This window comes from Geosporobacter subterraneus DSM 17957 (genome assembly GCF_900142145.1).
In the GTDB taxonomy this organism is placed as follows: Bacteria; Bacillota; Clostridia; order Peptostreptococcales; family Thermotaleaceae; genus Geosporobacter; species Geosporobacter subterraneus.
Genome location: NZ_FQZV01000056.1, coordinates 1 through 24,870, shown reverse-complemented (window position 1 = coordinate 24,870; position 24,870 = coordinate 1). Strand labels below are relative to the sequence as shown.

Annotated in this window: 42 protein-coding genes; 1 reads left to right on the top strand and 41 read right to left on the bottom strand. The window is 40.4% G+C overall.

Annotated features, from left to right (window positions below; genetic code table 11):
- Positions 1-337 precede the first annotated feature (337 nt).
- A complete protein-coding gene (locus BUB56_RS16290) occupies positions 338-973 on the bottom strand; it encodes a corrinoid protein (protein ID WP_110942335.1) in 636 nt (211 codons plus the stop codon).
- 292 nt (positions 974-1,265) lie between these two features.
- Here BUB56_RS16290 and BUB56_RS16285 point away from each other — a divergent pair, with 292 nt between their 5' ends.
- A complete protein-coding gene (locus BUB56_RS16285; RefSeq protein ID WP_190014630.1) occupies positions 1,266-1,706 on the top strand; it encodes a DUF2383 domain-containing protein in 441 nt (146 codons plus the stop codon).
- 18 nt (positions 1,707-1,724) lie between these two features.
- Here BUB56_RS16285 and BUB56_RS16280 read toward each other — a convergent pair whose 3' ends face one another.
- The 40 genes from BUB56_RS16280 to tuf form a co-directional block, all read right to left on the bottom strand.
- Complete coding sequence (locus tag BUB56_RS16280; protein WP_110942333.1) at positions 1,725-2,912, bottom strand: AI-2E family transporter; 1,188 nt, start codon at positions 2,910-2,912, stop codon at positions 1,725-1,727.
- 128 nt (positions 2,913-3,040) lie between these two features.
- A complete protein-coding gene (gene rpsI, locus BUB56_RS16275) occupies positions 3,041-3,433 on the bottom strand; it encodes a 30S ribosomal protein S9 (protein WP_110942332.1) in 393 nt (130 codons plus the stop codon).
- 25 nt (positions 3,434-3,458) lie between these two features.
- Complete coding sequence (rplM, locus tag BUB56_RS16270; protein WP_110942331.1) at positions 3,459-3,887, bottom strand: 50S ribosomal protein L13; 429 nt, start codon at positions 3,885-3,887, stop codon at positions 3,459-3,461.
- Between the two features lie 138 nt (positions 3,888-4,025).
- A complete protein-coding gene (gene truA, locus BUB56_RS16265) occupies positions 4,026-4,760 on the bottom strand; it encodes a tRNA pseudouridine(38-40) synthase TruA (RefSeq protein ID WP_110942330.1) in 735 nt (244 codons plus the stop codon).
- Between the two features lie 20 nt (positions 4,761-4,780).
- On the bottom strand, positions 4,781-5,581 hold the full coding sequence (locus BUB56_RS16260) for an energy-coupling factor transporter transmembrane component T family protein (RefSeq protein ID WP_110942329.1): 801 nt from the start codon (positions 5,579-5,581) through the stop codon (positions 4,781-4,783).
- Position 5,582: 1 nt separating this feature from the next.
- Positions 5,583-6,437 carry an energy-coupling factor transporter ATPase gene (locus BUB56_RS16255; protein WP_110942328.1) on the bottom strand — a complete coding sequence of 285 codons (855 nt, stop codon included), beginning with the start codon at positions 6,435-6,437 and terminating at the stop codon, positions 5,583-5,585.
- On the bottom strand, positions 6,422-7,261 hold the full coding sequence (locus BUB56_RS16250; protein ID WP_110942327.1) for an energy-coupling factor transporter ATPase: 840 nt from the start codon (positions 7,259-7,261) through the stop codon (positions 6,422-6,424). The genes BUB56_RS16255 and BUB56_RS16250 overlap by 16 nt, the downstream gene beginning before the upstream one ends.
- 153 nt (positions 7,262-7,414) lie before the next feature.
- Positions 7,415-7,756, bottom strand: coding sequence for a 50S ribosomal protein L17 (gene rplQ, locus BUB56_RS16245; protein ID WP_110942326.1), 342 nt, complete (start codon positions 7,754-7,756; stop codon positions 7,415-7,417).
- Between the two features lie 23 nt (positions 7,757-7,779).
- Positions 7,780-8,727, bottom strand: coding sequence for a DNA-directed RNA polymerase subunit alpha (locus BUB56_RS16240; protein ID WP_110942325.1), 948 nt, complete (start codon positions 8,725-8,727; stop codon positions 7,780-7,782).
- A gap of 64 nt (positions 8,728-8,791) precedes the next feature.
- Positions 8,792-9,412 (bottom strand): 30S ribosomal protein S4, encoded by a 621-nt coding sequence (rpsD, locus tag BUB56_RS16235; RefSeq protein WP_110942324.1) that lies wholly within the window; start codon positions 9,410-9,412, stop codon positions 8,792-8,794.
- 24 nt (positions 9,413-9,436) lie between these two features.
- Entirely contained in the window at positions 9,437-9,838 is a 402-nt protein-coding gene (gene rpsK / locus BUB56_RS16230) for a 30S ribosomal protein S11 (RefSeq protein ID WP_069978768.1), read from the bottom strand.
- 19 nt (positions 9,839-9,857) lie between these two features.
- Positions 9,858-10,229 (bottom strand): 30S ribosomal protein S13, encoded by a 372-nt coding sequence (gene rpsM, locus BUB56_RS16225; protein ID WP_110942323.1) that lies wholly within the window; start codon positions 10,227-10,229, stop codon positions 9,858-9,860.
- Positions 10,230-10,423: 194 nt separating this feature from the next.
- Positions 10,424-10,537, bottom strand: a complete 114-nt coding sequence (rpmJ, locus tag BUB56_RS16220; RefSeq protein WP_069978764.1) for a 50S ribosomal protein L36 — start codon at positions 10,535-10,537, stop codon at positions 10,424-10,426.
- Positions 10,538-10,553: 16 nt separating this feature from the next.
- Positions 10,554-10,772 carry a translation initiation factor IF-1 gene (gene infA, locus BUB56_RS16215; RefSeq protein ID WP_110942322.1) on the bottom strand — a complete coding sequence of 73 codons (219 nt, stop codon included), beginning with the start codon at positions 10,770-10,772 and terminating at the stop codon, positions 10,554-10,556.
- Positions 10,773-10,800: 28 nt separating this feature from the next.
- Positions 10,801-11,079 carry a KOW domain-containing RNA-binding protein gene (locus BUB56_RS16210; RefSeq protein WP_110942321.1) on the bottom strand — a complete coding sequence of 93 codons (279 nt, stop codon included), beginning with the start codon at positions 11,077-11,079 and terminating at the stop codon, positions 10,801-10,803.
- 22 nt (positions 11,080-11,101) lie between these two features.
- Positions 11,102-11,848 (bottom strand): type I methionyl aminopeptidase, encoded by a 747-nt coding sequence (gene map, locus BUB56_RS16205; protein ID WP_110942320.1) that lies wholly within the window; start codon positions 11,846-11,848, stop codon positions 11,102-11,104.
- Positions 11,849-11,852: 4 nt separating this feature from the next.
- The gene (locus BUB56_RS16200; RefSeq protein WP_110942319.1) at positions 11,853-12,497 is read right to left on the bottom strand and encodes an adenylate kinase; all 645 of its coding nucleotides are present in this window, start codon (positions 12,495-12,497) and stop codon (positions 11,853-11,855) included.
- A 64-nt stretch (positions 12,498-12,561) separates the two neighbouring features.
- The gene (gene secY / locus BUB56_RS16195; RefSeq protein WP_110942318.1) at positions 12,562-13,839 is read right to left on the bottom strand and encodes a preprotein translocase subunit SecY; all 1,278 of its coding nucleotides are present in this window, start codon (positions 13,837-13,839) and stop codon (positions 12,562-12,564) included.
- Between the two features lies 1 nt (position 13,840).
- Positions 13,841-14,281 carry a 50S ribosomal protein L15 gene (gene rplO, locus BUB56_RS16190; protein ID WP_110942317.1) on the bottom strand — a complete coding sequence of 147 codons (441 nt, stop codon included), beginning with the start codon at positions 14,279-14,281 and terminating at the stop codon, positions 13,841-13,843.
- A 17-nt stretch (positions 14,282-14,298) separates the two neighbouring features.
- Positions 14,299-14,472 carry a 50S ribosomal protein L30 gene (gene rpmD, locus BUB56_RS16185; protein ID WP_330392678.1) on the bottom strand — a complete coding sequence of 58 codons (174 nt, stop codon included), beginning with the start codon at positions 14,470-14,472 and terminating at the stop codon, positions 14,299-14,301.
- A gap of 21 nt (positions 14,473-14,493) precedes the next feature.
- A complete protein-coding gene (gene rpsE / locus BUB56_RS16180) occupies positions 14,494-15,000 on the bottom strand; it encodes a 30S ribosomal protein S5 (RefSeq protein ID WP_069978748.1) in 507 nt (168 codons plus the stop codon).
- 17 nt (positions 15,001-15,017) lie between these two features.
- Positions 15,018-15,386 (bottom strand): 50S ribosomal protein L18, encoded by a 369-nt coding sequence (gene rplR / locus BUB56_RS16175; protein WP_110942315.1) that lies wholly within the window; start codon positions 15,384-15,386, stop codon positions 15,018-15,020.
- A 17-nt stretch (positions 15,387-15,403) separates the two neighbouring features.
- Positions 15,404-15,946, bottom strand: a complete 543-nt coding sequence (gene rplF / locus BUB56_RS16170; protein WP_110942314.1) for a 50S ribosomal protein L6 — start codon at positions 15,944-15,946, stop codon at positions 15,404-15,406.
- 31 nt (positions 15,947-15,977) lie between these two features.
- Positions 15,978-16,376: a 30S ribosomal protein S8 gene (rpsH, locus tag BUB56_RS16165; RefSeq protein WP_110942313.1), complete on the bottom strand. Its 399-nt coding sequence runs from the start codon at positions 16,374-16,376 to the stop codon at positions 15,978-15,980.
- A 27-nt stretch (positions 16,377-16,403) separates the two neighbouring features.
- On the bottom strand, positions 16,404-16,589 hold the full coding sequence (locus tag BUB56_RS16160) for a type Z 30S ribosomal protein S14 (protein WP_069978736.1): 186 nt from the start codon (positions 16,587-16,589) through the stop codon (positions 16,404-16,406).
- A 15-nt stretch (positions 16,590-16,604) separates the two neighbouring features.
- On the bottom strand, positions 16,605-17,147 hold the full coding sequence (rplE, locus tag BUB56_RS16155; protein ID WP_110942312.1) for a 50S ribosomal protein L5: 543 nt from the start codon (positions 17,145-17,147) through the stop codon (positions 16,605-16,607).
- A gap of 28 nt (positions 17,148-17,175) precedes the next feature.
- Complete coding sequence (rplX, locus tag BUB56_RS16150) at positions 17,176-17,487, bottom strand: 50S ribosomal protein L24 (protein ID WP_110942311.1); 312 nt, start codon at positions 17,485-17,487, stop codon at positions 17,176-17,178.
- Between the two features lie 18 nt (positions 17,488-17,505).
- Positions 17,506-17,874: a 50S ribosomal protein L14 gene (gene rplN / locus BUB56_RS16145; protein WP_110942310.1), complete on the bottom strand. Its 369-nt coding sequence runs from the start codon at positions 17,872-17,874 to the stop codon at positions 17,506-17,508.
- A 25-nt stretch (positions 17,875-17,899) separates the two neighbouring features.
- On the bottom strand, positions 17,900-18,154 hold the full coding sequence (rpsQ, locus tag BUB56_RS16140) for a 30S ribosomal protein S17 (RefSeq protein ID WP_110942309.1): 255 nt from the start codon (positions 18,152-18,154) through the stop codon (positions 17,900-17,902).
- 28 nt (positions 18,155-18,182) lie between these two features.
- Positions 18,183-18,386 (bottom strand): 50S ribosomal protein L29, encoded by a 204-nt coding sequence (rpmC, locus tag BUB56_RS16135; RefSeq protein ID WP_069978727.1) that lies wholly within the window; start codon positions 18,384-18,386, stop codon positions 18,183-18,185.
- Positions 18,376-18,819 (bottom strand): 50S ribosomal protein L16, encoded by a 444-nt coding sequence (gene rplP, locus BUB56_RS16130; RefSeq protein WP_110942308.1) that lies wholly within the window; start codon positions 18,817-18,819, stop codon positions 18,376-18,378. The genes rpmC and rplP overlap by 11 nt, the downstream gene beginning before the upstream one ends.
- A gap of 30 nt (positions 18,820-18,849) precedes the next feature.
- On the bottom strand, positions 18,850-19,671 hold the full coding sequence (gene rpsC / locus BUB56_RS16125) for a 30S ribosomal protein S3 (protein WP_110942307.1): 822 nt from the start codon (positions 19,669-19,671) through the stop codon (positions 18,850-18,852).
- A 15-nt stretch (positions 19,672-19,686) separates the two neighbouring features.
- Positions 19,687-20,022 (bottom strand): 50S ribosomal protein L22, encoded by a 336-nt coding sequence (gene rplV / locus BUB56_RS16120; RefSeq protein WP_110942306.1) that lies wholly within the window; start codon positions 20,020-20,022, stop codon positions 19,687-19,689.
- Positions 20,023-20,047: 25 nt separating this feature from the next.
- Positions 20,048-20,332, bottom strand: coding sequence for a 30S ribosomal protein S19 (rpsS, locus tag BUB56_RS16115; protein WP_069978720.1), 285 nt, complete (start codon positions 20,330-20,332; stop codon positions 20,048-20,050).
- A gap of 94 nt (positions 20,333-20,426) precedes the next feature.
- The gene (gene rplB / locus BUB56_RS16110; RefSeq protein ID WP_110942305.1) at positions 20,427-21,260 is read right to left on the bottom strand and encodes a 50S ribosomal protein L2; all 834 of its coding nucleotides are present in this window, start codon (positions 21,258-21,260) and stop codon (positions 20,427-20,429) included.
- Positions 21,261-21,304: 44 nt separating this feature from the next.
- Entirely contained in the window at positions 21,305-21,595 is a 291-nt protein-coding gene (gene rplW, locus BUB56_RS16105) for a 50S ribosomal protein L23 (RefSeq protein ID WP_110942304.1), read from the bottom strand.
- Positions 21,595-22,218: a 50S ribosomal protein L4 gene (gene rplD, locus BUB56_RS16100; protein WP_110942303.1), complete on the bottom strand. Its 624-nt coding sequence runs from the start codon at positions 22,216-22,218 to the stop codon at positions 21,595-21,597. The genes rplW and rplD overlap by 1 nt, the downstream gene beginning before the upstream one ends.
- Positions 22,219-22,247: 29 nt before the next feature.
- Complete coding sequence (gene rplC, locus BUB56_RS16095; protein WP_110942302.1) at positions 22,248-22,877, bottom strand: 50S ribosomal protein L3; 630 nt, start codon at positions 22,875-22,877, stop codon at positions 22,248-22,250.
- Between the two features lie 104 nt (positions 22,878-22,981).
- On the bottom strand, positions 22,982-23,296 hold the full coding sequence (gene rpsJ / locus BUB56_RS16090; RefSeq protein ID WP_069978703.1) for a 30S ribosomal protein S10: 315 nt from the start codon (positions 23,294-23,296) through the stop codon (positions 22,982-22,984).
- Between the two features lie 366 nt (positions 23,297-23,662).
- Positions 23,663-24,856, bottom strand: a complete 1,194-nt coding sequence (gene tuf / locus BUB56_RS16085; RefSeq protein ID WP_110941093.1) for an elongation factor Tu — start codon at positions 24,854-24,856, stop codon at positions 23,663-23,665.
- Between the last annotated feature and the right edge of the window lie 14 nt (positions 24,857-24,870).

The window sequence follows — 24,870 nt, the reverse complement described above, 5'->3', positions numbered from 1 at the left end:
AAAAATGTGAAAACAAGAAGAAAAAAGTGGCTCTTGTAGCCGTTATGCACAAGCTTCTCCATTATATCTTCGCGGTTCTCCGTGATGAAAAGCCATTTGTATTTAGGAGCCCTGAAGATCATCAAGCATGGAGAAAAGACAAAAACTCACATCGAAGCATCGCTGCTTAGGTAGATAAAACTCAACTCTTTAGAGAAGCCATTGTTCGGCTTTTACCAATGGTTAGCTTTGCTGTACACTTTTTAGAAAAACTACTTTTTTAAAAAAATTAAACTAACCTATTGACTTTTATTAGCTGGTCTTTGTCATGGCCCGATGCTCGCTAGATTTCCATCTATTATGCCAAAGCAAACTGCTTTGCCATTTCCGCTGCTGACCCTGCGTCAGGAGAATATCCGTCTGCACCGATTTCTTTTGCAAATTCCGCATTTACTGGAGCCCCGCCTACCATAATCTTCACCTGGTCTCTTAATCCTGCCTTAGTAACTGCATCGATCACTGTTTTCAGCTCTGGCATGGTTGTAGTTAATAGAGCCGAAAGTGCAAGTATTTTCGGTTTATGTGTTTGAATTGCCTCAATGAACTTTTCCTTAGAAACGTCTATGCCTATGTCAATAACTTCCAGACCTGCCCCTACCATCATCATACCCACAAGGTTTTTTCCAATATCGTGAACGTCACCCTTTACAGTTCCTAGCACTACTGTGCCTACTGGCTTTGTACCACTTTCCACCAACTTAGGCTGAAGAACATTTAAACCTGCATGCATGGCCCTGGCTGCAATAAGCACTTCCGGAACATATACTTCATTATTCTTAAATTTCTTTCCAATCACCGCCATCCCTGCCAGCAATCCGTCATTAAGAATTTCTGCAGGAGATAGTCCCTGATCCAGCGCCTCTTGTGTCTTTTCTCCTACCAGCTTTGCATTTCCCCTTTGCAGCACTTCCGAAATCGTTTGCAATACTTCCATTTTCATTCCTCCAATATAATCAGTAATATAGTATATTGCACACTCTCTTCCGTCCGACAACAGACGCCCTATTATTAATTGACAGTATAACGTATTTTTTTTAGGTGAACTTGTAATATATATAATTTTTTTTGTATTTTATTTGTTTCTTTTATATATTCTTAATAGTTTAAATTCAATAGTTTCTTATTTTTTCTTTCAAATAATCCTACTTACAGCAACAGCCTCTACAGATCAACATATATTCATATTTTTAGGGAAAACTAAAGAAAACAGTATGGGAGGCAGTACTATGGACGAACCTAACATAAAGACACTCAATGAAGTTCTTCAGGGAGAATATATGGCTTTTCATGCCTTCGAGGATGTTGCAGATAAAATTGAGAATCCTGCTCTCCGCAACCAGCTTTATCACATTCAGTCTATTCACCAAGAAAATATTCTAAAAATCTCAAAGCGAATAGAGGAGCTTGGTGGACACCCTCGTGAAAACAGAGGTTTTTCCGGACTGATGGCCGATATAATGCTGCGATTGGATGCAACCCTCCATCATGAACCTCAATATATTCTAAAAAAGCTCTACGATGGAGAGGATAAGGGAATTGCAGCCGTTGAAAAGCTCATAGAAGGAGATTTAGACCAGGAAAGTGCTCAATTGGTACAGGAAGTCCTATCTACCGACCATGACAACCTGAAGCATTTGCAGCATTTAATTCGAAATACTACAAAATAAAGCCCCCATAAGGAGGCTTTATTTACTGTACACATCATCGTTTTCTAATTTTCTTTTTTTCTCCTCTAATCTGCGTTCAATGATTCGCTCAATGGTAATCTTCGCAATGGCGATCACCGGAACACCCAAAAACATTCCTAGAACGCCATATACATAACCACCTAGGATAATAGAAAAAATGATCCACAAAGGTCTAACCCCTACGCTGTCTCCTAATATCTTAGGACCTAAAACCATACCGTCAAATTGCTGCAGAATAAAAATAAACAATGCAATCCAGAGGGCCTTTATAGGATTGTTGAGGGATGCAATTAAAAATGCTATAGGCACACCGATAAGGGGCCCGAAGTAAGGTATCATGTTCGTAATTCCCACAATAATACTAATCAGGACAGCGTATCGGCTCTTGATAAATAAGAGTCCTACATAACAGATGCATCCTATGATAAAGGAGTCAATGGACTTCCCTACAATAAACTTCACAAAGATCTCATCAGCTTCTTTTAAAAATTGGACCAATCGGTCAATATGCTTATCCTCAAACAATGCCCTTAAAAATTTCTCCGTGCCGCTCATCAGGCTATCCTTATCGATTAGGAAATAGAAAGAGATCATGAGTGCCAAAAACAAGGTTAAGATACTTGAAGTAAAGGTAACGATGCTGGCTACTATATTATTTAGACTATTCTGCAGGATCACCGCCAGCCGATTGAATATGCTGTTGATATTATCCTCAATTGCCCCTACAATATTATAGACGTCGTTGGCGTATACTTGATTGACCCATTCTAAAATTCTGCTTTCATTATTGTAGATAAAGGCAGGAAGTTTTGCAATCAGATCCATGATGTTGAGCAAAATTCCCGGAACCACATGGGTAATAGTTAGAGAAATTAAGGTAATGAGTATAATATATACAGTGATCGTACTTATGAGCCGATTGTATTTTATGACTTTACCTTCTTTCAGGATCGGACCATAGATTTTTCTCTCAAACCATTTCACAATGGGGTTGAGTAAATAGGCTATGAATATTCCAATAATAAATGGATTCAATACCCTTCGTATAGCGGACATTCTCTCTCCGAAGGATTGATAAATCGTACCAAGATTGTCAATAAATTTGTAAAACAATATGGCGGCAAAAATCACAAAAAGTAACTGCAATGAGTTTTTTACATATCTTTTGTATTGTTGCATATTCATCTGCTTATCATCCTAACCTTTTCCGTCCTAGTATGATTTTATTATACATAATACAGCAAAATTTTTCTATAGTCCTATAAAAAAATCCCCAAATCGCAATGATTTGGGGATTTTGATTTTGAACTGAATTATCTCTTTGAGAACTGAGGTGCACGTCTTGCTTTCTTTAACCCGTACTTCTTTCTTTCTTTCATTCTTGGATCTCTTGTTAAGAAACCTGCCTTCTTTAACACAGCTCTTAATTCAGCTTCTGCTTTTAAAAGCGCTCTTGAGATACCATGTCTTAAAGCACCAGCTTGGCCTGTAAATCCGCCCCCTTGTACTTTTGCGATTACGTCATACTTGCCTTCAGTTTGTGTTAATACCATAGGCATTCTGATGTCTCGCTTAAGTGTTTCATAATCACAGTAATTATCTATATCTCTGCCATTGATTGTGATTTTTCCTTCACCTGGCACTAATCTAACTCTTGCAATAGAAGTTTTTCTTCTACCTGTTCCGTAATATTGTACTCTAGCCATGATCGTTCCTCCCTTCCTCTACAGCTTATATATCCAGTACTTCCGGTTGTTGAGCTTGATGATTGTGCTCAGCACCAGCATATACTTTTAGTTTTGTGAACATTTGTCTTCCTAGGCTGTTCTTTGGAAGCATCCCTTTGATTGCCAACTTTAGCGCTTGCTCAGGCTTCTTTGCCATTAATTCTCTGGCAGTTACTTCCTTTAATCCGCCAGGATGTCCTGTGTGGTGTCTGTACAATTTCTTATCAAGCTTCTTTCCAGTAAATAATACTTTCTCTGCATTTACGATGATTACGAAATCACCAGTATCTACATGGGGAGTAAAAATAGGTTTCTTTTTTCCTCTTAAGATGGATGCCACTTCTGAAGCCAAACGTCCTAGGGGCTTTCCGTCAGCATCGATTACATACCACTTTCTTTCTATTTCTAGTGGCTTTGCCATAAATGATTTCATTAAATTTCCCTCCTAACACTACCATTTCAGTACTCGCTTCTATGTTAAAAAACCCGGGGCTAGTGGATTTTTTAATAAGCACACTCTTAAATCATTTTAATACATGCAGCCGTGTGTGTCAAGGAATATTTGAGGTTTTTAGTAAATCACCTCTCCTAAATATAACCCTTGAGCTGGAGCTGTTGGACCTGCAAGGTCACGAATTCCAGATGCAATAATTTGCTTTATATCTTTCGGGTCTATTTTTCCCTTTCCAACCTCCACTAAAGTTCCAGCGATAATCCGTACCATATTATACAAAAAACCATTTCCTTCAACCTCTATTTTTATGATCTTTTCATGAAAATATACATCCAATTTGTATAGGGTTCTTATGCTATCCTGCACACTGCCGCCGGAAGCCATGAATCCTTTAAAGTCATGGGTACCCAGAAAGTACTGGCCAGCTTCCTGCATTTTTCCTATATCTAAAGGCTGGGGTACAAAATAGGCATAATTCCTTAGTAAAGGGCTGCGCAGAGGGCTGTTATATATCTGATAAATATATTTTTTCCCCTTTGCTGCATATCTAGCATGAAAGCTCTCATCTACCTCTGATGCCCCTAGGATTGAGATATCCTCAGGCAAAATGCTGTTTAAAGCTATAGGGATTTTATCCACGGGAACAGTAATATTGGCATGAAAACTGGCAGTTTGTCCTAATGCATGGACTCCCGCATCAGTTCTCCCCGCACCATGAATCTTAACCGGCTCTTTTATAACCTTCTCAAGGGCCTTTTCAATCTCTTCCTGTACGGTCCTACCCTCAACCTGACGCTGCCACCCACAAAAATGGGTACCGTCATACTCAATCAATAGCTTTATACTCCGCAAAGTTTCACCTACTAACTTAATTACATGATAAACCGGTCTAGGATCACTATCATCAGCATCAGCAGAGTAATTAGAGAGGCAACAAGGTCTCTTCCATGAAGGGATAGTTCTTTCATTCGCGTCCTGTTTTCCCCGCCTCGATAACACCGTGCTTCCATGGCCATAGCCAGTTCATCGGCTCTTCTAAAGGCACTAATAAATAAGGGCACCAGCAGCGGTACCAAACTCTTAGCGCGGTTGATGATATTGCCGCTTTCAAAGTCTGCTCCCCTCGCCATCTGTGCCTTCATAATCTTATCGGTCTCCTCCAGCAGAGTAGGAATAAATCGAAGGGCGATCGTCATCATCATAGCAAGCTCATGAGCTGGCATTCCAAATCTTCTAAATGGATTTAGTAGTTTTTCGATCCCATCGGTTAGCTGTATGGGAGAGGTTGTCAATGTTAACAAGGATGTACCGATAATCAATAGTATAAGTCTTGCTCCCATAAATACCGCCTGTCGAATTCCTTCCTTGGTCACATCCAATGGCCCTAACTGATAAATCACTTCCCCTTTAGTCATAAAAATATTAATTCCAAAGGTAAGGATAATAATCAGAAAAAGTGGTTTCAGGCCGCGAACGATATAAGAAAAAGGAACCTTTGACAATAATATAGAAAATCCCAAAAATAGCAAAATGTATCCATAGGCAGTGAAATTCTTTACGAGGAACAACGAAACGATATATACGAAAGTGGCTAGTATTTTTACCCTAGGGTCCAGTCTGTGTATAACAGACTCCTGAGGATAGTATTGTCCAATTGTGATATCCCTAAGCATATTACTTTCTCCTTAACCAATTGATAATTTCTGATTTTGCTTCTTCAATCGTCAGTACATCGTCTCGTATAGGCTTACCCATGGCTTTCAGCTTACGCATAAGATAGGTGATCTGTGGAATAGCCAGACCTATGCTCTCCAGCAGCTCCACATGCTGAAATACTTCTCTAGGGGTTCCCTGCAGGGCTACAGTGCCTTTATGCATCACAATAATTTTATCCACTAATCTGGCGATATCCTCCATGCTGTGAGAAACTAAAACAACGGTCATCTTATAACGATTATGGAGGTTTTTTATTTGATCCAGTATCTCGTCTCTTCCTTTTGGATCGAGGCCTGCGGTAGGCTCATCGAGAATCAGCACTTCCGGTCTCATAGCCACCACTCCGGCAATGGCTACTCTTCTTCTCTGACCACCGCTCAATTCAAAGGGGGAGCGTTCCTTGACATCCTCAAAGGATAATCCCACCAGTTGAATGGCTTCACGTACTCTCTGATCCGCTTCCTCCTGGGATAAGCCTAGATTAATAGGCCCAAAAGCTACATCTTTATAAATGGTCTCTTCGAAGAGCTGATGCTCTGGGTATTGAAATACCAAGCCAACCTTCTGACGGATTTCTCTCAGTTTTACATCCTTCTTTGTGATCTCAAAATCATTCACGTAAATTTTGCCCGAGGATGCCTTCAATAATCCATTCAGATGTTGAATCAGAGTAGATTTTCCTGAACCGGTATGGCCAATCAATCCAATGAAATCACCTTTTTCTATTTGAAAGCTTACATCCTTTAGGGCAGTTGTTTCAAAGGGGCTATTGGGGTTATAAATATGGGTTAAGTTTTCTACAATAATTGACATAAATGCACCACCATCTCATCAACAGTGAGTATTTCCTGTGAAAGGTTAAACCCGCTGTTTTTTAATTGAAAGGCCAATTCCGTAACCTGAGGTACATCTAATCCTAATTGCTTCAGGATTTCTACCTGTTGAAAAACTTCCTTCGGTGTACCTTCCAATACAATGTTTCCCGTTTCCATTACGATGACGCGATCTGCCTGAACTGCCTCATCCATAAAATGGGTAATATGCACAATCGTAATTCCTTCCTCCCGATTCAACTGGCGAATGGTCTCCATCACTTCTCTTCTGCCGGAAGGATCTAACATGGCCGTAGGTTCATCCAGTATAATACACTTTGGTTTCATGGCAATAACTCCGGCAATGGCAATCCTTTGTTTCTGTCCCCCCGATAAAAGGTGAGGCCCTTTTTTGCGGAATGGTTCCATTCCCACGGCTTTTAAGGCATTGTCTACTCTATTACGAATCTCCTTTGGTTCGATCCCTAGATTTTCAGGGCCAAAGGCCACATCTTCCTCTACAATCGTTGCTACAATCTGGTTATCAGGGTTCTGAAATACCATGCCGGCAGTCTGACGGATTGCCCATGTATTTTTTTCATCGGCTGTATCCAGTCCATTCACATAAACCTTTCCTCCGCTGGGCAGCAGCAGCCCATTCATGTGCTTGGCCATAGTAGATTTACCGGAACCATTATGACCGATAACTACTAAGAATTCCCCTTCCTTCACCTGCAGAGATACTTCTTTTAATGCAGCCACACCTTCATTTTCTTCATTCCTATATTCATAAACCAGATCTTTTATTTCAATAATCTTTTCCATGGTTGTTCCCTCACAACTTTACAAGTATTTTACCTAATATATTATACCTCTAACCTGCCAGAATACCAATAGATTGTTATATTTTTTTTGTATCTAGAGTTGACTAATGAATAAAACAAAAGGGACTAAGTGCGTCACTTAATCCCCATCCTATTAAACCAATTCTAGTATAACCATTTCTGCTGCGTCCCCTCTGCGAGGTCCAAGCTTCATTATTCTTGTATATCCACCGTTTCTTTCAGCATACTTAGGTGCTACATCATCAAACAGTTTCTTTACAGTTGTTTCGTCATATACAAAGGCCATTACCTGACGTCTTGCATGAAGATCTCCTCTCTTAGCAAGGCTGATCATTTTTTCTGCAAGCTTTCGTGTTTCTTTAGCTCTTGTCACAGTTGTCTGAATACGACCTTCTTTCAACAAACTTGTAACAAGGTTTCTCAACATTGCTATCCTGTGGTCTGTTGTACGGCCTAATTTACGATGTCCTGCCATGTCTTTCCCTCCTTTAAACCCAATTAGTCTTCACTAGGTCTTAAGCCTAATCCAAGTTCAGCAAGCTTTTGCTGCACTTCTTCAAGGGATTTTTTACCCAGATTTCGTACCTTCATCATATCTTCTTCGGATTTCTGTGTCAGTTCCTCCACGGTGTTGATACCGGCTCTCTTTAGGCAGTTATAGGATCTAACAGACAGCTCCAATTCTTCTATGGTCATTTCTAATACTTTTTCTTTCTTATCTTCTTCTTTTTCTACCATGATTTCTACATTATCAATGTGGTCTGTCAAGGTAATGAACAGGTTTAAGTGTTCATTCATAATTTTTGCACCCAGAGAAGCTGCTTCATCAGGCTTAATACTTCCATCAGTCCATATTTCTAATGTTAGCTTGTCATAGTCAGTTACTTGCCCAACTCTCGTATTTTCTACGTTATAGCTTACCTTCATAACAGGGGTATAGATAGAATCTACCGGAATGACGCCAATCGGCATATTGTCGTTTTTATTGTTCTCTGACGGCACATATCCCCTGCCTTTAGCCAGTGAAATTTCCATCAGCAATTTCGCATCATCCTCAAGAGTGGCAATATGAAGATCGGGATTCAATATTTCTACATCTGCATCGGCAATGATATCCCCTGCTGTAACAGTTCCAGGCCCTTGCGCTTCTACTCTTACAATTTTGGGGCCATCGGCATACATTTTCGCTGCCAGCGATTTTAGATTCAAGATGATTTCTGATACATCTTCCTTCACACCGGGTACTGTTGAAAACTCGTGCAGCACACCCTCAATTTTTACAGAAGTCACAGCAACACCAGGAAGAGAAGAAAGTAAAATTCTTCGCAAGCTGTTTCCTAATGTGATACCGTATCCTCTTTCCAGGGGTTCTACCACAAACTTTCCATAGGTATTTTCAGCGTTTTGCTCCACACATTCTATCTTCGGCTTTTCGATTTCAATCATATTTTTGACCCTCCTTATCCATTTTATCTCTATACAATATGAGGGTAACTGATTCTATAAATTATTATCTTGAATACAACTCTACGATTAAGTGCTCAGCAATTGGAATGTCAATATCTTCTCTGGTAGGCAGTGCAACCACTTTTCCCTCTAAGCTTTCAAAGCTTACCTGTACCCAATTTGGTACATTTGTTGCTGCTTCAGCTAATTCTTTAAATTTAGCAGAACTTATGCTCTTTTCTTTTACTTTAACCACGTCACCTACAGATACTAAGAAAGATGGAATATCTACCTTCTTTCCGTTTACTGTGAAGTGTCCGTGTCTTACTAACTGTCTTGCTTCTTTTCTAGAAGAAGCAAAGCCCATTCTATATACTACATTATCAAGTCTGGTTTCAAGAAGTCTTAACAGGTTTTCACCAGTGATTCCCGGCATTTTTTCTGCCTTTTCAAAGTATGCTCTAAAAGGAGTTTCCAATAGTCCATAGAATCTCTTTGCTTTTTGCTTTTCACGAAGCTGTAAACCATAGTTGGACAACTTTTTTCTTCCCTGTCCATGTTGTCCCGGCGCATAGCCTCTTCTTGCAATTGCACATTTATCTGTATAGCATCTTTCGCCCTTTAAATACAGTTTTTGCCCTTCTCTTCGACAAAGTCTACAAGATGGTCCCGTATATCTTGCCATTATTTCTACACCTCCTAATCCTAATTATACTCTTCTACGCTTCGGCGGTCTGCATCCATTGTGAGGTACAGGCGTAACGTCTTTAATTAAATTGATTTCTAATCCTGCAGCTTGTAGAGATCTGATTGCTGCTTCTCTTCCGGAGCCAGGTCCCTTTACATATACTTCGATCGTTTTTAAACCGTGCTCCATTGCTGATCTTGCAGCAGTCTCCGCAGCCATCTGCGCTGCAAAAGGAGTAGATTTTCTTGAGCCTTTAAAGCCTAATCCGCCCGCACTTGCCCAAGAAATTGCATTTCCCTGCAAGTCCGTTAAGGTAACAATTGTATTATTAAATGTTGATTGAATATGCGCTTGACCGCGTTCAATATTTTTGCGTTCGCGTCTTCTCTTACGAACTTTCTTTGCTGCCTTTTTGGCTACCATCGATTCAAACCTCCTTTAACTATTTCTTTTTCTTACGTCCAACAGTCTTTCTTGGACCTTTTCTCGTTCTCGCATTGGTCTTCGTTCTTTGTCCTCTAACCGGAAGATTTCTTCTATGACGAATTCCTCTGTAGCAGCCAATTTCCTTTAGACGCTTAATGTTTAAGGAAATATCGCGTCGTAAATCCCCTTCTACTTTGTACTCGTTATCAATGATTTGTCTAAGTCTACCTACTTCATCTTCTGTAAGGTCTCTTACTCTCGTATCAGGGTTTATGCCTGCTTTTGCTAAAATGTTGTTAGAAGTTTTTCTGCCAATACCAAAGATATATGTCAATCCGATTTCTACTCTTTTCTCTCTTGGTAAGTCAACGCCTGAAATTCTTGCCATTCTACTTTGCACCTCCCAAATCTGTACTTATTTCATTCTCATGGTTATTTGTTTAGAATCTATAAAATTAGTATTAAGCATTTGACTGCCTTGGGCAGCCAAATTCAGCCGCACTTAAATACTAACAATGCCACAACTTATAATTATACTAAATTACAGCAGGAAATACTAGCTTTTTATTTATTTTAGCTAGTTTAACCTTGTTTTTGCTTATGCTTTGGGTTTTCGCAGATAATCATGACTCTGCCTTTTCTTTTAATGATTTTGCATTTTTCGCAAATAGGTTTAACTGATGGTCGAACCTTCACTGTTATCCCTCCTTAATCACTTACCACGCCAGGTTATTCTACCTCTAGTCAAATCATAGGGTGATAATTCAATGGTTACCTTATCACCGGGTAATATTCTGATAAAATTCATTCTTAGCTTACCGGAAATATGTCCTAATATTTCATGTCCGTTTTCCAACTTTACTTTAAACATGGCATTTGGTAGAGCTTCAACAACAGTTCCTTGAACCTCTATGACATCGCTTTTCGCCATTAGGAAATCAAACCTCCTATTCCTGAGCCTACTCTAGTCCCAGTTTTTCCAGTTCCCGCCTTAGAAGTAAATTGGTGATCTTCTCACCGCTATTCAAACGATTTTTCACTTCTTCACAGATGATATTATATTTTGCCAGATGCCGAATTTTCTTTTTCTTAGGGTGATCTAGCTTCCTTAAGTCTCCATCGGCAACCAGGACGTATTGTTCATCCACTACATCAATAACGATGAAGTTTCTATCCTTGTCTCTTCCTGCCTTTGATTTCACCACTTGACCCACAACGATTCCAAGCGTAGTATCCATATTCTTCACCTCTTTTGTTTTGTTAGAGGGCTGTCAATAGGATTGGCTCATCCTTCGTGATCGCTACCGTATGCTCATAATGGGCTGACATTTTTCCGTCTGCTGTTATCACAGTCCAGTTATCTGCCAGGGTTCTAACATGATAGCTACCTGCATTCACCATGGGTTCTATGGCCAGGATCATACCTTCAGCCAAACGTGGACCTTTTCCTGGAAGTCCATAATTTGGTATCTGAGGATCTTCGTGCATATTCTTGCCAATCCCGTGTCCCACAAAATCCCGAACCACAGAAAAGCCATGCTTTTCCACATAGGACTGTATTGCGTGGGACACATCGGAAAGTCTATTTCCTTCCCTGCACAGCTGCAAGCCTTCATAAAAGCTTTGCCGTGTTACTGCTATCAGTCTCTCTGCTTCTTCACTTGCTTTTCCTACGGGGTGTGTTTTCGCAGCATCTCCATAATAGCCATTATAAATTGCCCCGATATCCACACTAATAATATCGCCATCTTTTAGCATTTTTAATCCAGGAATTCCATGTACCACCTCTTCATTAATGGAGGCGCAAATACTTCCGGGGAACCCGTTATACCCTTTAAATGCTGGCTCTGCACCGTACTTTCGTATTTCCCGTTCAGCTATTTCATCTAGCTCTCCCGTGGTGATACCCGGTTTGATCGCATTCCGAAGCACTTCATGGACATTAGCAACAATTTTGCCTGCTTCCCGCATATATTCGATTTCTTTTCTGGATTTTAGTATAATCATGCTACTACGCTCCTAAAGCCGCTATGATCTCTTGGAACACCTTATCGATCGACTGTTGGCCATCGATGGTTACGATGGTTCCTTTTTGCTTGTAATAGTCTATCAGTGGCTGCGTCTCGTTCAGATATACTTCGATTCGCTTCGTCACAGTCTCTTCGTTATCATCCGCTCTTTGATACAATGGGCCTCCGCACTTATCACAAACATCGGCCGCTGCAGGAGGATTAAACTGAATATGGTAGGTCGCACCGCACTCTTTACAAATTCTTCGTCCTACGGCTCTATCAATCAAGATTTCCTTGTCTACACTTACATTGATTACCCGATCCAATACACTGTTCATTTTTTCTAATACCTTGTCTAGTGCTTCTGCTTGGTAAACAGTTCTTGGAAAACCATCCAATAAAAATCCGTTCTTGCAATCATCTTCCTTCAAGCGGTCCTCAACGATTTCCACTACCAGATCGTCGGGTACAAGTAATCCCTGATCCATGAAAGACTTTGCCTTTCTCCCCAACTCCGTACCTTCTTTGATATTCTTGCGAAAAATATCTCCGGTAGAAATATGAGGGATGTTATATCTATCAACAATTCCAGCAGCCTGCGTTCCCTTGCCGGCTCCTGGAGGTCCTAATAATATTAGCCTCATGATACCATCTCCTGGTTATTTATTCGGTATAGGTCATGGGGAGTAACCCCCATGATCCTCCTATCTATTTCAAGAATCCTTGGTAATGTCTCATCAGCATTTGTGCTTCTACCTGCTTCATTGTCTCTAAAGCAACAGAAACAGCGATCAAGATACTTGTTCCGCCAAACAACAGCTGAATGCTTGTAAATTTAAGAATCAGCGTTGGAAGCACTGCGATGAAAGCAAGGAATACTGCTCCAGCCAAGGTGATTCTAGTTAACACTTTATTTAAATAATCAGTTGTAGGTTTGCCAGGTCTGATACCAGGAATAAAGCCACCGTGTTTCTTCATATTCTCAGATACTTCCACTGGATTAAAAGTAATGGCTGTATAGAAGTAAGTAAAGAATACAATCAGAAGTACTTCCAAAATAGAGTAGATCCAGATTCCCGGATTGCCTCCCGGTGACAAATATCTCTCAACAAAGGCTGAGAATGCACCACCGCGGAAGAAATAAGTGATGGTTAATGGGAATTGCAGCAATGAGATCGCAAAGATGATCGGGATAACTCCCGCTTGATTTACCTTTAACGGAATATGGGTGCTGTGTCCGCCGTACATCTTTCTTCCAACTACTCTTTTTGCATACTGTACTGGAATTTTTCTTGTTCCCTGTTGAATGGCAACAACTCCAGCAATGATTAAAACAGATAAAACGACAAACAATATAATTGAGAAGATAGATACTTCTCCAATTCTAAATTTTTGATATGTCTGTGCAATTCCTAGAGGCATTCTTGAAACAATACCTGCAAAGATGATTAGGGATATACCGTTTCCGATACCCTTTTCTGTGATCTGCTCGCCCAACCACATCAAAAACGCTGTTCCTGCTGTTAGTGTAATCACCACTACACTGACCGTCCAGAAATCTCTAGAAATCAATGCCTGGTTAAACAACCCCACACTTACGCCGGTGGCTTGAATCAATGCCAATACAACGGTTCCATACCTAGTATATTGTGCAATTTTCTTTCTTCCTTCTTCGCCTTCTTTTGCCATTGCTTCCAAACTTGGAATGGCAATGGTTAAAAGTTGAAGAATAATGGATGCCGTAATATACGGAGAGATACTAAGTGCAAAAATTGTAAAGTTTCCAAAGGCTCCACCGGAGATCAGGTTGAATAACCCGAACAGGCCACTTTCTGCCTGATTAAACAGTTGGGAAAGAGCGGCCCGGTCCATTCCAGGTACCGGAATAGTTGACCCCAATCTGAAGATGATCATCATCATGAAGGTGTATAGCATTCTCTTTCTTAAATCAGGAATTTTCCAAGCATTTTTTAGGGTTGTAAACAACTTAGATCACCTCTGCCTTTCCTCCAGCAGCCTGAATCTTCTCCACAGCTGTCTGACTGAATTTATGGGCTTGAACAGTTATCTTTTTCTCTAGTTGACCATCTCCAAGGATTTTTACACCATCCACTACCTTTTTAATGATTCCATTTTCTAAAAGGAGTTCTGGTGTAACAACCGTACCATTTTCAAATTTATTTAATTCGTCAAGATTTACAATCGTCCATTCCTTCTTAAATGGGTTATTGAAACCTCTCTTTGGCAATCTTCTATAAATAGGCATCTGTCCGCCCTCGAATCCAGGTCTGACACCGCCGCCGGATCTTGCTTTTTGGCCTTTTTCTCCACGACCGGCTGTCTTACCTTGCCCGGAGGCTGTACCTCTACCGCGTCTTTTTCTGTCTTTCGTTGAACCTTCAGCAGGTCTTAACTCGTGTAGTTTCATGGTTCCACCTCCTTAAACTAAATTTCTTCTACAGATACAAGATGTCTTACTTGATGGATCATCCCTCTTGTTTGAGGATTATCCGGTTGTTCAACAGCTTGATGAATTTTCTTTAATCCTAATGCTTCTACTGTTTTTTTATGTTGTGGTTTAGCACCAATCGTGCTTTTTACCAGTGTAACTTTTAACATATTAGCCAAGGCTTTTCCCCCCTAACCTAATAGTTCCTCTACGGATTTCCCTCTTAATCTGGCAACCTCTTCAATCGTCTTTAGCTGCCTTAAGCCTTCAATCGTAGCGTTAACCATATTTCTTGAGTTGTTTGTGCCCAATGATTTTGCTCGTACATCTTTTACTCCGGCTAATTCAAGTACCGCACGCACAGGTCCGCCAGCGATAACCCCTGTACCTTCTGCAGCTGGCATGATCAGTACTCTGCCTGCCCCGAAATGTCCTTCGATCGGATGCGGGATCGTTGTTCCAACTCTTGGTACATAGATCAGGTTCTTCTTCGCATCTTGAATTCCCTTACGAATTGCATCAGGAATCTCCATTGCTTTACCAGTACCAATTCCTACGTATCCATTTTCGTCTCCAACTACAACAAGTGCACTGAATCGGAACGTTCTACCACCTTTTACAACCTTTGTTACACGTCCTATATTTACAACGGTTTCTTTTAAATCCAGTTTACTGGCATCAATAAGTTGACGTCGCATTCATTTCCCTCCTTCTGTTAGAATTGTAAACCAGCTTCTCTTGCACCTTCTGCCAGTTCCTTCACTCTTCCGTGATAGATATATCCACCTCTATCAAAGACAACCTTGTCAATTCCTTTATCTAATGCACGCTTTGCTACCATCTCACCAACAAGTTTTGCAGCCTCTTTATTTCCTGTATATTCCACTTTTCCTTTTAAATCCTTATCTAAGGTTGAAGCAGAAACTAGAGTTGAACCTGTCGTATCATCAATGATTTGAGCATACATATTGCTTAAGCTTTTATATATACTTAGTCTTGGACGTTCAGGAGTTCCGAGCACTTTTCTGCGTACTCTAACGTGTCTAACTTTTCGTTTTGAATTCTTGCTCTCCTTCTTAATCACCTTAATTCACTCCTTTCCTACTTCTTACCTGTTTTTCCTTCCTTACGACGAACCACTTCGTCAGCATATCGAATACCTTTACCTTTATATGGCTCCGGTTCTCTCCACTCTCTGATCTTTGCAGCGTAGTTTCCTACTTGCTGCTTGTCGATTCCCTTTACAAGAATCTCTGTTTGTGTTGGAACCTCAGTTGTAATTCCTTCTGGATCGATCATCTCTACTGGATGAGAGAATCCTAAAGATAAAGTCAATTTATTTCCTGACTTCGCTGCACGGTATCCAACCCCAACAATTTGCAGTTTTTTCTCAAATCCTTTTGTAACACCTTCAACCATATTATTGATCAAAGTACGGCTTAATCCGTGTAGGGATCTGTGTACTTTATTATTTGTTGGTCTTTCTACTAAAAGGGTATTGTTTTCGATTGTAAGTTTGATGTCTTTGCTAATTTGTTGCTGTAATTGTCCCTTTGGTCCTTTTACGGTAACAAGGTTTTTTTCGTCAATCTTTACCTCAGCTCCTTGAGGTATAATGATTGGCTGTTTACCTATTCTTGACATTGCTGCACCTCCTATGCCCTAAAATGATCTATTACCATACGTAGCAGATAACTTCTCCACCAACACCTAATTTTCTTGCTTCCTTATCGGTCACAATTCCGTTTGAAGTTGAGAGGATTGCTATACCTAATCCGCCAAGTACCTTTGGTATTTCATCTTTCTTTGCATAAACCCGTAAGCCAGGCTTAGAGATTCTCTTTAAACCACTAATTACCTTCTCACTGTTCTTTCCGTATTTTAACTGAATTCTGATGATTCCTTGCTTTCCGTCCTCGATTACATCATATCCCTTAATAAATCCTTCGTTCAGTAATATTTCCGCAATCGATTTTTTCATGTTAGAAGCAGGAATATCAACGGTTTCATGCTTCACAGTATTTGCATTTCTTACACGTGTAATCATATCTGCAATTGGATCTGTCATCGTCATGGTATAAATACCTCCTTCCCTTTATTTCTACCAGCTTGCCTTTTTAACTCCTGGTATTTGACCTTTATAGGCTAATTCTCTAAAACAAATACGGCATACTCCGAATTTTCTTAAATAAGCATGTGGTCTTCCGCAAATACGACATCTATTGTATTCTCTTGTGGAGAATTTTTGTGTTTTTTGTTGCTTGTTGATCATTGCTTTTTTAGCCACTATTTTCCCTCCTCACTATCTGGCAAATGGCATCCCCAACAGTCTTAGCAGTTCACGGGCTTCTTCGTCTGTCTTTGCAGTTGTTACAAAGATGATGTCCATTCCACGAATTTTTTCTACCTTATCGTACTCGATTTCAGGGAATATTAATTGCTCTTTGATACCTAATGCATAATTTCCTCTGCCATCGAAGGAGTTCGGGTCTACACCTCTGAAGTCCCTAACCCTTGGCAGTGAAACATTAAACAATCTATCTGCAAATTCGTACATTTTTTCGCCTCTGAGGGTAACTTTAGCACCTACTGGCATACCTGCACGTACTTTAAAGTTCGCTACGGATTTCTTGGCTCTTGTAATGATTGGCTTTTGTCCTGCAATGATTCCTAATTCTTGAACCGCTACTTCCAATAACTTCGTATTGTCCTTTGCATCGCCAAGACCCATGTTAATAACGATCTTTTCTACTTTTGGTATTTCCATTACGCTTTTATAATTAAACTTTTCCATCAGCGCTTTTGCTACTTCGTTTACATATCGTTCTTTTAGTCTAGCTGTCACCGCTTAAACCTCCCTTCAAGCCTAAATATTATTCGATGGTCTCGCCACTTTTTTTAGAAACTCTAACCTTCGTTCCATTCTCTAATACTTTATATCCTACTCTTGTAGGCGCCTTTGCCTTTGCATCCCAAAGCATTACATTGGAAGCATGCACTGGTCCTTCTTGATGAATAATTCCGCCCTGTTGAACCTTTGCACTTGGCTTCTGATGCTTTGTAAGCATGTTTACGCCTTCTACGATTACTCTATTTTCTTTAGGCATTGCTTGAAGCACTTTGCCTTTTTTGCCTTTATCTTTACCTGAAATAACAACTACTGTATCACCTTTTTTAACGTGCATTCATTACACCTCCTCGAACTATAGTACTTCTGGTGCAAGCGAAACGATTTTCATAAAATCTCTTTCTCGTAGTTCTCTTGCTACAGGTCCGAAAATACGAGTTCCAACCGGGTTTTTATCTTCTTTTATGATTACCGCCGCGTTTTCATCAAATTTGATATAGCTTCCGTCAATACGTCTTGCGCCATGCTTGCTTCTTACCACAACTGCCTTCACAACCTGGCCTCTCTTAACAACTCCTCCAGGTGTTGCCTCTTTAACTGAACAAACGATTATATCACCAATGTTGGCATATTTTCTCTTTGATCCGCCTAGTACACGGATGCACAGCAATTCCTTCGCACCTGAATTATCAGCAACTCTTAGGCGTGATTCCTGTTGAATCATGGTAAACCCTCCTTCCGGTTATACATTACTTCGCTTTTTCAACGATTCGTACTAGTCTCCATCTCTTATCCTTGCTTAGGGGTCTTGTTTCCATTATTCTTACCTTGTCCCCAATTTTACACTCATTATTTTCATCGTGAGCTTTGAATTTTTTCGTTCTCTTAACCGCTTTTCCGTACAGCGGATGACGTACGAAATCTTCAACAGCTACTACGATTGTCTTTTCCATTTTATCGCTTACAACACGACCTACTCTGGTTTTTCTTCTTGCTCTCTCCACGAGTGAAGCCTCCTTCCTGCATCTTTATTTATGCATTCACTTGTTTTAATTCTTTTTCTCTAAGGATGGTCTGAATACGTGCAATGTCTTTTCTCACGAACTTAACTCTCATCGGATTATCTAATTGGCCAGTAGCTAATTGGAATCTCAAATTGAAAAGTTCACCCTTTAGTTCCGCTAACTTATTATTTAACTCTTGAACAGTCATATCTTGAAGCTTATTAGCTTTCATTAGCTTCACCACCCTTTTCTCCCATCTCTTGACGTGTTACAAACTTACATTTGATGGGTAGCTTGTGCATAGCAAGTCTCATCGCTTCTCTAGCCTTCTCTTCAGACACACCAGCAAGCTCAAACATTACTCTGCCTGGTTTCACTACTGCTACCCAATACTCAGGGGATCCTTTTCCGGCACCCATACGTGTTTCAGCAGGCTTTTGTGTAACCGGCTTATGAGGAAATATTTTGATCCAAACTTTTCCCCCTCTTTTTATATATCTCGTCATTGCAATTCTGGCAGCTTCAATTTGGTTTGAGGTAATCCAAGCAGGTTCCATCGCCATTAAGCCAAATTCACCATAGCTGATTGTGTTACCTCTCTGTGCGGTACCTTTCATTCTGCCTCTATGCACTCTACGACGTTTTACTCTTTTCGGCATTAACATCGTGTGTTTCCTCCTTCCCTTCGTCAAGTACTACTTTTCTTCGTTAGATCTATCTCTTTTGTAAGGTCTGCTATCACGGTTTTGATTGTCTCGATTTCCGCGATAGTTATTATCTCTTGGTCCACGATTTTCCCTTGGTCCGCGGTTTTCTCTAGCTGGTTTAGCTTCCGGAGTTTGTGCTCTTAAAGACCTTCTCAGCTCTTTTACTTCTTCACTAGCTTCTGGAAGAATTTCTCCCTTATAGATCCAAACCTTTACACCAATTTTGCCGTAGGTTGTATTCGCTTCTGCAAATCCATAATCAATATCTGCTCTTAGTGTATGGAGAGGCACATTACCTTCGCTGTACTTTTCATTTCTCGCCATCTCAGCTCCGCCAAGTCTGCCGGAAACTGCGATCTTAATTCCCTTTGCGCCAGCTCTCATGGTTCTTTGGATGGCTTGCTTCATAGCTCTTCTAAAAGAAACTCTTCGCTCCAAGGAGAAAGCTACATTTTCTGCTACCAATGTTGCTTCCATTTCTGCAACCTTGATTTCTGTAATGTTTACAAGTACACCTTTGCCAGTTAGTTTCTCTAGCTCGTTCTTAAGATCTTCTACCCCTTGTCCGCCCTTGCCGATTACCATACCAGGCTTCGCAGTGAAAATATTTACCTTCACCTTGTTGTTTGCTGCTCTTTCAATGGTAATTCTAGCAATACCTGAAGTATATAGTTTATTTTTTAGGTATTTACGAATTTTATGATCTTCTATTAAAAGGTCTGCAAAGTCACCTTTTTTTGCATACCACTTCGAATCCCAATCTTTAATGATTCCAACCCTTAAGCCGTGTGGATTAACTTTTTGACCCATACATTTCCCTCCTTCTTACGCTCTTTCTTTTAGAACAACTCCTACATGACTCGTTCTCTTTAAGATTTTTACACCCCGGCCCATTGACGCTGCTCTAAATCTCTTTAACGTAGGTCCTTGGTTTGCATAAATATCTGCTACAAACAATTTGTCAACATCCATTTCGTGGTTGTTTTCAGCATTTGCCTTAGCTGATTCGATCACCTTGATGAGTACCGGCGAACCCGCTCTTGGAGTAAACTTTAATATTGCTAATGCCTCATCGACATTTTTTCCTCTAACCATATCACAGATAGGCTTAAATTTTCTTGGAGATATGCGTACATATTTCGCAATTGCTTTTGCTTCCACTTCAGTAACCTCCTTCCGTAAGAATCTACTTCTTCACTCTTGATGACTTTTCTGTATCCGCATGGCCTCTATAGTTTCTTGTCGGTGCAAATTCACCAAGCTTGTGGCCAACCATATCTTCCGTTACATACACAGGAACGTGTTTCTTTCCATCATGGACGGCAATTGTATGTCCGATCATTTGTGGGAATATTGTGGACGCACGGGACCAGGACTTTAATACTTTCTTTTCATTCTTTTCGTTCATTTCTTCTATTCTTTGTAAAAGCTTAGGCTCAACGTAAGGCCCTTTCTTTAAAGATCTACTCATACCGCTTATATCCTCCCTTCGGCATCTTTTTCTACTAGACATCGAGAACTATGAGGCCAAGATCTCATGCGTATCCATGACCTCCAAGCCCCTATTACTTCTGATTTCTTCTCTTAACGATAAATTTATCAGATGCTTTGTTTTTCTTTCTTGTCTTATATCCAAGAGCTGGCTTGCCCCATGGTGTAACTGGTGAAGGTCTTCCGATAGGGGATCTTCCTTCTCCACCACCGTGCGGGTGATCGTTGGGGTTCATTACAGAACCTCTAACGGTTGGTCTGATACCCATGTGTCTCTTTCTTCCAGCTTTACCGATTGTAATATTTTCATGGTCAAGATTTCCAACCTGACCAATTGTTGCCTTGCAGTTGATGCTTACTAAACGCACTTCGCCGGACGGCAGTCTAACTTGTGCATACTTATCTTCTTTTGCCATCAACTGTGCAGAGTTACCTGCAGATCTAGCTAATTGGCCGCCCTTACCAGGCTTTAACTCAATGTTGTGAATAACAGTACCTACAGGGATATGCTTTAGCTGCAGCGCATTTCCTACCTTGATATCTGCACCTTCCCCTGAAACTACTGTATCTCCTACATTTAACTTATTGGGTGCGATAATGTATCTTTTCTCGCCATCTGCATAAGTTAATAAGGCGATGTTCGCTGTTCTGTTTGGATCATACTCAATAGCTGTTACCTTTGCAGGCACCTGATCCTTGTCTCTTTTAAAGTCAATTAATCTATATTTTCTTTTTTGTCCGCCGCCTCTGTGACGAATCGTGATTTTTCCTTGAGCATTTCTTCCAGCATTCTTCTTCAAAGTCACCAATAATGATTTTTCAGGATCCTTTTTTGTGATTTCTTCAAATGTTGACACTGTCATTTGTCGGACTGCTGGAGAGGTTGGTTTAAACTTCTTGATTCCCATCGTGTTTTCCCTCCTTCTTTGACTTACATGCTTGCTATCCTGTATTACATGCCTTCGAAGAACTCGATTTCTTTGCTATCAGCGGTTAATGTAACGATAGCTTTTTTCCAATCAGGTCTTTTCCCAACATGTGCACCCATTCTCTTATACTTGCCTGTTACGTTTTGGGTATTCACCTGTTCTACCTTTACGCCGAAGATTTTTTCGATGGCTTTTTTAATCTCTGTCTTGTTGGCTTTCTTATCTACTTCGAAAGTGTATTTCTTATCTGCCATATCATCCATGCTTCGTTCTGAGATAACTGGCCGTTTAATGATATCATATGGTGTCATCATTATGCGTACACCTCCTCTACCTTGTGTACCGCGTCCTTCGTAATGATAAATTGATCATGCTTTAAGATGTCATATACATTTAAAGTTGACACAAGGGTTGTTGTAATGCCTGGCAAATTATTTGCGGACTTGATCACGTTTTCGTTCTTATCACTCATTACGATCAGTGCCTTTTTCTCAACCTTAAGATTTTTCAGCACGTTTACCATTTCCTTCGTCTTTGGTGCATCCATTTCTAATGTGTCCAATACGATAATGCTGTTATCTTGAACCTTCGCACTTAAAGCAGACTTCATTGCAAGTCTCTTTACTTTCTTAGGTAATTCATATCTATAATCTCTTGGTTTCGGTGCGAATACAACGCCACCGCCTACCCATTGCGGAGATCTGATGCTTCCTTGGCGTGCTCTACCAGTTCCTTTTTGTCTCCATGGTTTTCTGCCGCCGCCTCTTACTTCTGCTCTTGTTTTGGCAGACTGTGTACCCTGTCTTTGATTTGCAAGGTAATTCTTTACAACGTCGTGAAGTACATGTTGATTAATTTCAACACCGAAAACGCTGTCGTTTAATTCAATTTCTCCCACTTGTTGTCCTGTAATATTTAATAAAGCAACCTTTGGCATTTGAGTTCCTCCCTTCTGTAGCCAGATTATTATTCAGCTTTAACCGTTTGTTTTATTGTAAGCATTCCGCTTTTTGGTCCTGGGATTGCGCCTTTGATCAATAAAAGATTTCTCTCTGTATCTACTTTTGCAATCTCGAGGTTCTGAACTGTAACTTGTTCATTTCCCATTCTTCCAGCTTCTGTCTGTCCTTTGAATACTCTGCCTGGAGTTGTACCTGCACCTTTTGATCCAGGTCCTCTGTGGTACTTGGAACCGTGTGTCATTGGTCCTCTTGATTGATTGTGTCTCTTGATCGCGCCTTGTGTTCCTTTACCCTTAGAAATACCAGTAACATCTACCTTATTGCCTTCAGTGAAGATGTCTACTTTGATTTCCTGGCCGATCTTATAAGCACTTGGGTCCTCAACTACAAACTCTTTTAAAGTTTTTTTGTACTCAGTGCCTGCCTTTTCAAAATGTCCTTTTAAAGGCTTTGTTACGTGTTTCGTTTTGATATCTCCATATCCAACCTGAATAGCGTTATAGCCATCCGTTTCCTCGGTCTTGATTTGCGTTACTACCATAGGTCCCGCTTCAACAACCGTCACCGGAATTACTCTGCCTTCTTCTGTAAAGATTTGTGTCATTCCGATCTTTCTTCCTAAAATTCCTTTCATCTTTCACACCTCCTGATGTTCTTACAGCGGATTACATTTTGTGTAATCATACTAAGCGAGGTTTATTCCTATATGTCAACCTAAATCTTAGTAGATTTTCTTTCTTATAACTTGATTTCAATATCGACGCCTGCTGGTAAATCTAGTCTCATTAAAGCATCAACGGTTTTTGGCGTTGGGCTTAAGATATCGATCAATCTTTTGTGAGTTCTCATTTCGAACTGTTCTCTAGAATCTTTGTACTTGTGAACTGCTCTTAAAATCGTGATGATTTGCTTTTCAGTAGGCAGCGGCACTGGACCTGAAACCTCTGCACCTGTTCTCTTTGCAGTCTCTACAATTTTCTCTGAGGATTGATCCAAAATCTTGTGATCAAAAGCCTTTAATCTGATTCTGATTTTTTGTTTACCTTTACTCATTGTTATTTCCCTCCTTTTCATCGCACGCAACAGTTTTTTACGTGCGACTAGAATCACTGTACACTTTCCCGGGTGTTCCCAATTTATTTTTAAAATTTTGGGTTGTACAGTTGTTCTGTCGCCCGATTCTTGAACGGACATTCTCCGTGAAAATTTCCCCAAAATCCTTCTTGGCAACCTTTCACATCATCGCAGTCCTTACAAACACACTAATATAGTATATAACATTATAAAGCACGAATCAAGTATTGACATTTTTCCATTTTTGTGCATTCAGCAATTATTTTCAATGAATAACAGAGTGCATATAATGTTTATGAATAGCCGAGGCTGAAAGCCCGGCTATTCATAAAATGAAGTTCTTAATTATTCAATGATAGAAGCAACAACGCCAGCGCCTACTGTTCTTCCGCCTTCACGAATCGCAAATCTTAATCCTTCTTCGATCGCAATTGGGTTGATCAGTTCGATAACCATTTGTACGTTGTCTCCAGGCATACACATTTCCATTCCTTCCGGTAATCCGATGGATCCTGTGATGTCTGTTGTTCTGAAGTAGAACTGCGGTCTGTATCCGTTAAAGAATGGTGTATGTCTTCCACCTTCTTCTTTCTTTAATACGTAAACCTCAGCTTTGAACTTTGTATGAGGCTTAATTGAACCTGGCTTTGCCAATACCTGCCCTCTTTCAATTTCGTCTCTTTGTACCCCTCTTAACAATGCTCCGATATTGTCTCCAGCTTGTGCTTGATCCAATAATTTTCTGAACATTTCTACGCCTGTTACTACTACTTTTCTTGGCGCTTCTGTTAATCCTACGATTTCTACTTCGTCTTGTACTTTTACTACGCCTCTTTCTACTCTTCCTGTTGCTACTGTTCCTCTTCCTGTAATGGAGAATACGTCCTCTACCGGCATTAGGAACGGCTTGTCTGTTTCTCTTACCGGCTCTGGAATGTAGCTGTCTACCGCTTCAAATAACTCTACGATCTTATCTCCCCATGGCCCCATTGGATCATTTAATGCTTGTAATGCGGATCCTCTGATGATTGGCGTATCATCTCCCGGGAATTCATATTCGCTTAATAATTCTCTTAATTCCATTTCTACTAGGTCTAATAATTCTTCGTCATCTACCATGTCACACTTGTTTAAAAATACTACGATGTATGGTACCCCTACCTGTCTGGAAAGCAGGATGTGCTCTCTTGTTTGCGGCATTGGTCCGTCTGTTGCTGCACATACGAGGATTGCTCCGTCCATCTGCGCTGCTCCTGTAATCATGTTCTTTACATAGTCAGCATGGCCTGGACAGTCTACGTGTGCGTAGTGTCTGTTTGGAGTCTCATACTCAACGTGTGCTGTTGAGATTGTGATTCCTCTTTCTCTTTCTTCCGGTGCTTTATCTATTTGGTCGAACGCTACTGCTGATCCAAATCCATATCTCTTGTTTAATGTTAATGTGATCGCTGCTGTTAATGTTGTCTTACCGTGGTCTACGTGTCCGATTGTTCCAATGTTAACGTGGGGCTTATTTCTCTCAAATTTAGCCTTTGCCATTTTTTTCTCCTCCT

What these genes read in the sequence shown, in the direction of transcription:
- rpsH (WP_110942313.1), bottom strand. Translation starts at nt 16,376, where the DNA reads ATGACGATGACAGATCCAATTGCAGATATGATTACACGTGTAAGAAAT.
- rpsD (WP_110942324.1), bottom strand. Translation starts at nt 9,412, where the DNA reads ATGGCAAGATATACGGGACCATCTTGTAGACTTTGTCGAAGAGAAGGG.
- rplQ (WP_110942326.1), bottom strand. Translation starts at nt 7,756, where the DNA reads ATGGCAGGACATCGTAAATTAGGCCGTACAACAGACCACAGGATAGCA.
- rplW (WP_110942304.1), bottom strand. Translation starts at nt 21,595, where the DNA reads ATGATGACACCATATGATATCATTAAACGGCCAGTTATCTCAGAACGA.
- BUB56_RS16280 (WP_110942333.1), bottom strand. Translation starts at nt 2,912, where the DNA reads ATGAATATGCAACAATACAAAAGATATGTAAAAAACTCATTGCAGTTA.
- tuf (WP_110941093.1), bottom strand. Translation starts at nt 24,856, where the DNA reads ATGGCAAAGGCTAAATTTGAGAGAAATAAGCCCCACGTTAACATTGGA.
- rpsC (WP_110942307.1), bottom strand. Translation starts at nt 19,671, where the DNA reads ATGGGTCAAAAAGTTAATCCACACGGCTTAAGGGTTGGAATCATTAAA.
- rpsI (WP_110942332.1), bottom strand. Translation starts at nt 3,433, where the DNA reads ATGGCTAGAGTACAATATTACGGAACAGGTAGAAGAAAAACTTCTATT.
- BUB56_RS16255 (WP_110942328.1), bottom strand. Translation starts at nt 6,437, where the DNA reads ATGTCAATTATTGTAGAAAACTTAACCCATATTTATAACCCCAATAGC.
- rplD (WP_110942303.1), bottom strand. Translation starts at nt 22,218, where the DNA reads ATGCCAAAGGTTGCTTTATTAAATATTACAGGACAACAAGTGGGAGAA.
- rplN (WP_110942310.1), bottom strand. Translation starts at nt 17,874, where the DNA reads ATGATTCAACAGGAATCACGCCTAAGAGTTGCTGATAATTCAGGTGCG.
- rplO (WP_110942317.1), bottom strand. Translation starts at nt 14,281, where the DNA reads ATGAAACTACACGAGTTAAGACCTGCTGAAGGTTCAACGAAAGACAGA.
- rpmD (WP_330392678.1), bottom strand. Translation starts at nt 14,472, where the DNA reads ATGTTAAAAGTTACACTGGTAAAAAGCACGATTGGTGCTAAACCACAA.
- rpsM (WP_110942323.1), bottom strand. Translation starts at nt 10,229, where the DNA reads ATGGCAAGAATTTCAGGCGTTGACTTACCAAGAGAGAAAAGAGTAGAA.
- rplX (WP_110942311.1), bottom strand. Translation starts at nt 17,487, where the DNA reads ATGCACGTTAAAAAAGGTGATACAGTAGTTGTTATTTCAGGTAAAGAT.
- rplF (WP_110942314.1), bottom strand. Translation starts at nt 15,946, where the DNA reads ATGTCAAGAATAGGTAAACAGCCAATCATTATACCTCAAGGAGCTGAG.
- rpsE (WP_069978748.1), bottom strand. Translation starts at nt 15,000, where the DNA reads ATGCGACGTCAACTTATTGATGCCAGTAAACTGGATTTAAAAGAAACC.
- rpmC (WP_069978727.1), bottom strand. Translation starts at nt 18,386, where the DNA reads ATGAAAGCTAATAAGCTTCAAGATATGACTGTTCAAGAGTTAAATAAT.
- BUB56_RS16250 (WP_110942327.1), bottom strand. Translation starts at nt 7,261, where the DNA reads ATGGAAAAGATTATTGAAATAAAAGATCTGGTTTATGAATATAGGAAT.
- rpsS (WP_069978720.1), bottom strand. Translation starts at nt 20,332, where the DNA reads ATGAGTAGATCTTTAAAGAAAGGGCCTTACGTTGAGCCTAAGCTTTTA.
- map (WP_110942320.1), bottom strand. Translation starts at nt 11,848, where the DNA reads ATGATTATACTAAAATCCAGAAAAGAAATCGAATATATGCGGGAAGCA.
- BUB56_RS16210 (WP_110942321.1), bottom strand. Translation starts at nt 11,079, where the DNA reads ATGGATACTACGCTTGGAATCGTTGTGGGTCAAGTGGTGAAATCAAAG.
- rplB (WP_110942305.1), bottom strand. Translation starts at nt 21,260, where the DNA reads ATGGGAATCAAGAAGTTTAAACCAACCTCTCCAGCAGTCCGACAAATG.
- BUB56_RS16260 (WP_110942329.1), bottom strand. Translation starts at nt 5,581, where the DNA reads ATGCTTAGGGATATCACAATTGGACAATACTATCCTCAGGAGTCTGTT.
- BUB56_RS16290 (WP_110942335.1), bottom strand. Translation starts at nt 973, where the DNA reads ATGGAAGTATTGCAAACGATTTCGGAAGTGCTGCAAAGGGGAAATGCA.
- BUB56_RS16240 (WP_110942325.1), bottom strand. Translation starts at nt 8,727, where the DNA reads ATGATTGAAATCGAAAAGCCGAAGATAGAATGTGTGGAGCAAAACGCT.
- rpsJ (WP_069978703.1), bottom strand. Translation starts at nt 23,296, where the DNA reads ATGAGTAAAGGTAAACAAAAAATCAGAATCAGATTAAAGGCTTTTGAT.
- rplM (WP_110942331.1), bottom strand. Translation starts at nt 3,887, where the DNA reads ATGAAATCATTTATGGCAAAGCCACTAGAAATAGAAAGAAAGTGGTAT.
- BUB56_RS16200 (WP_110942319.1), bottom strand. Translation starts at nt 12,497, where the DNA reads ATGAGGCTAATATTATTAGGACCTCCAGGAGCCGGCAAGGGAACGCAG.
- infA (WP_110942322.1), bottom strand. Translation starts at nt 10,772, where the DNA reads ATGGCGAAAAGCGATGTCATAGAGGTTCAAGGAACTGTTGTTGAAGCT.
- BUB56_RS16285 (WP_190014630.1), top strand. Translation starts at nt 1,266, where the DNA reads ATGGACGAACCTAACATAAAGACACTCAATGAAGTTCTTCAGGGAGAA.
- rplC (WP_110942302.1), bottom strand. Translation starts at nt 22,877, where the DNA reads ATGAAAGGAATTTTAGGAAGAAAGATCGGAATGACACAAATCTTTACA.
- rplP (WP_110942308.1), bottom strand. Translation starts at nt 18,819, where the DNA reads ATGTTAATGCCGAAAAGAGTAAAACGTCGTAGAGTGCATAGAGGCAGA.
- rpsK (WP_069978768.1), bottom strand. Translation starts at nt 9,838, where the DNA reads ATGGTAGCCAAAAAGGCAGCAAAGAAAGTTCGTAAGAGAAGACGCGAA.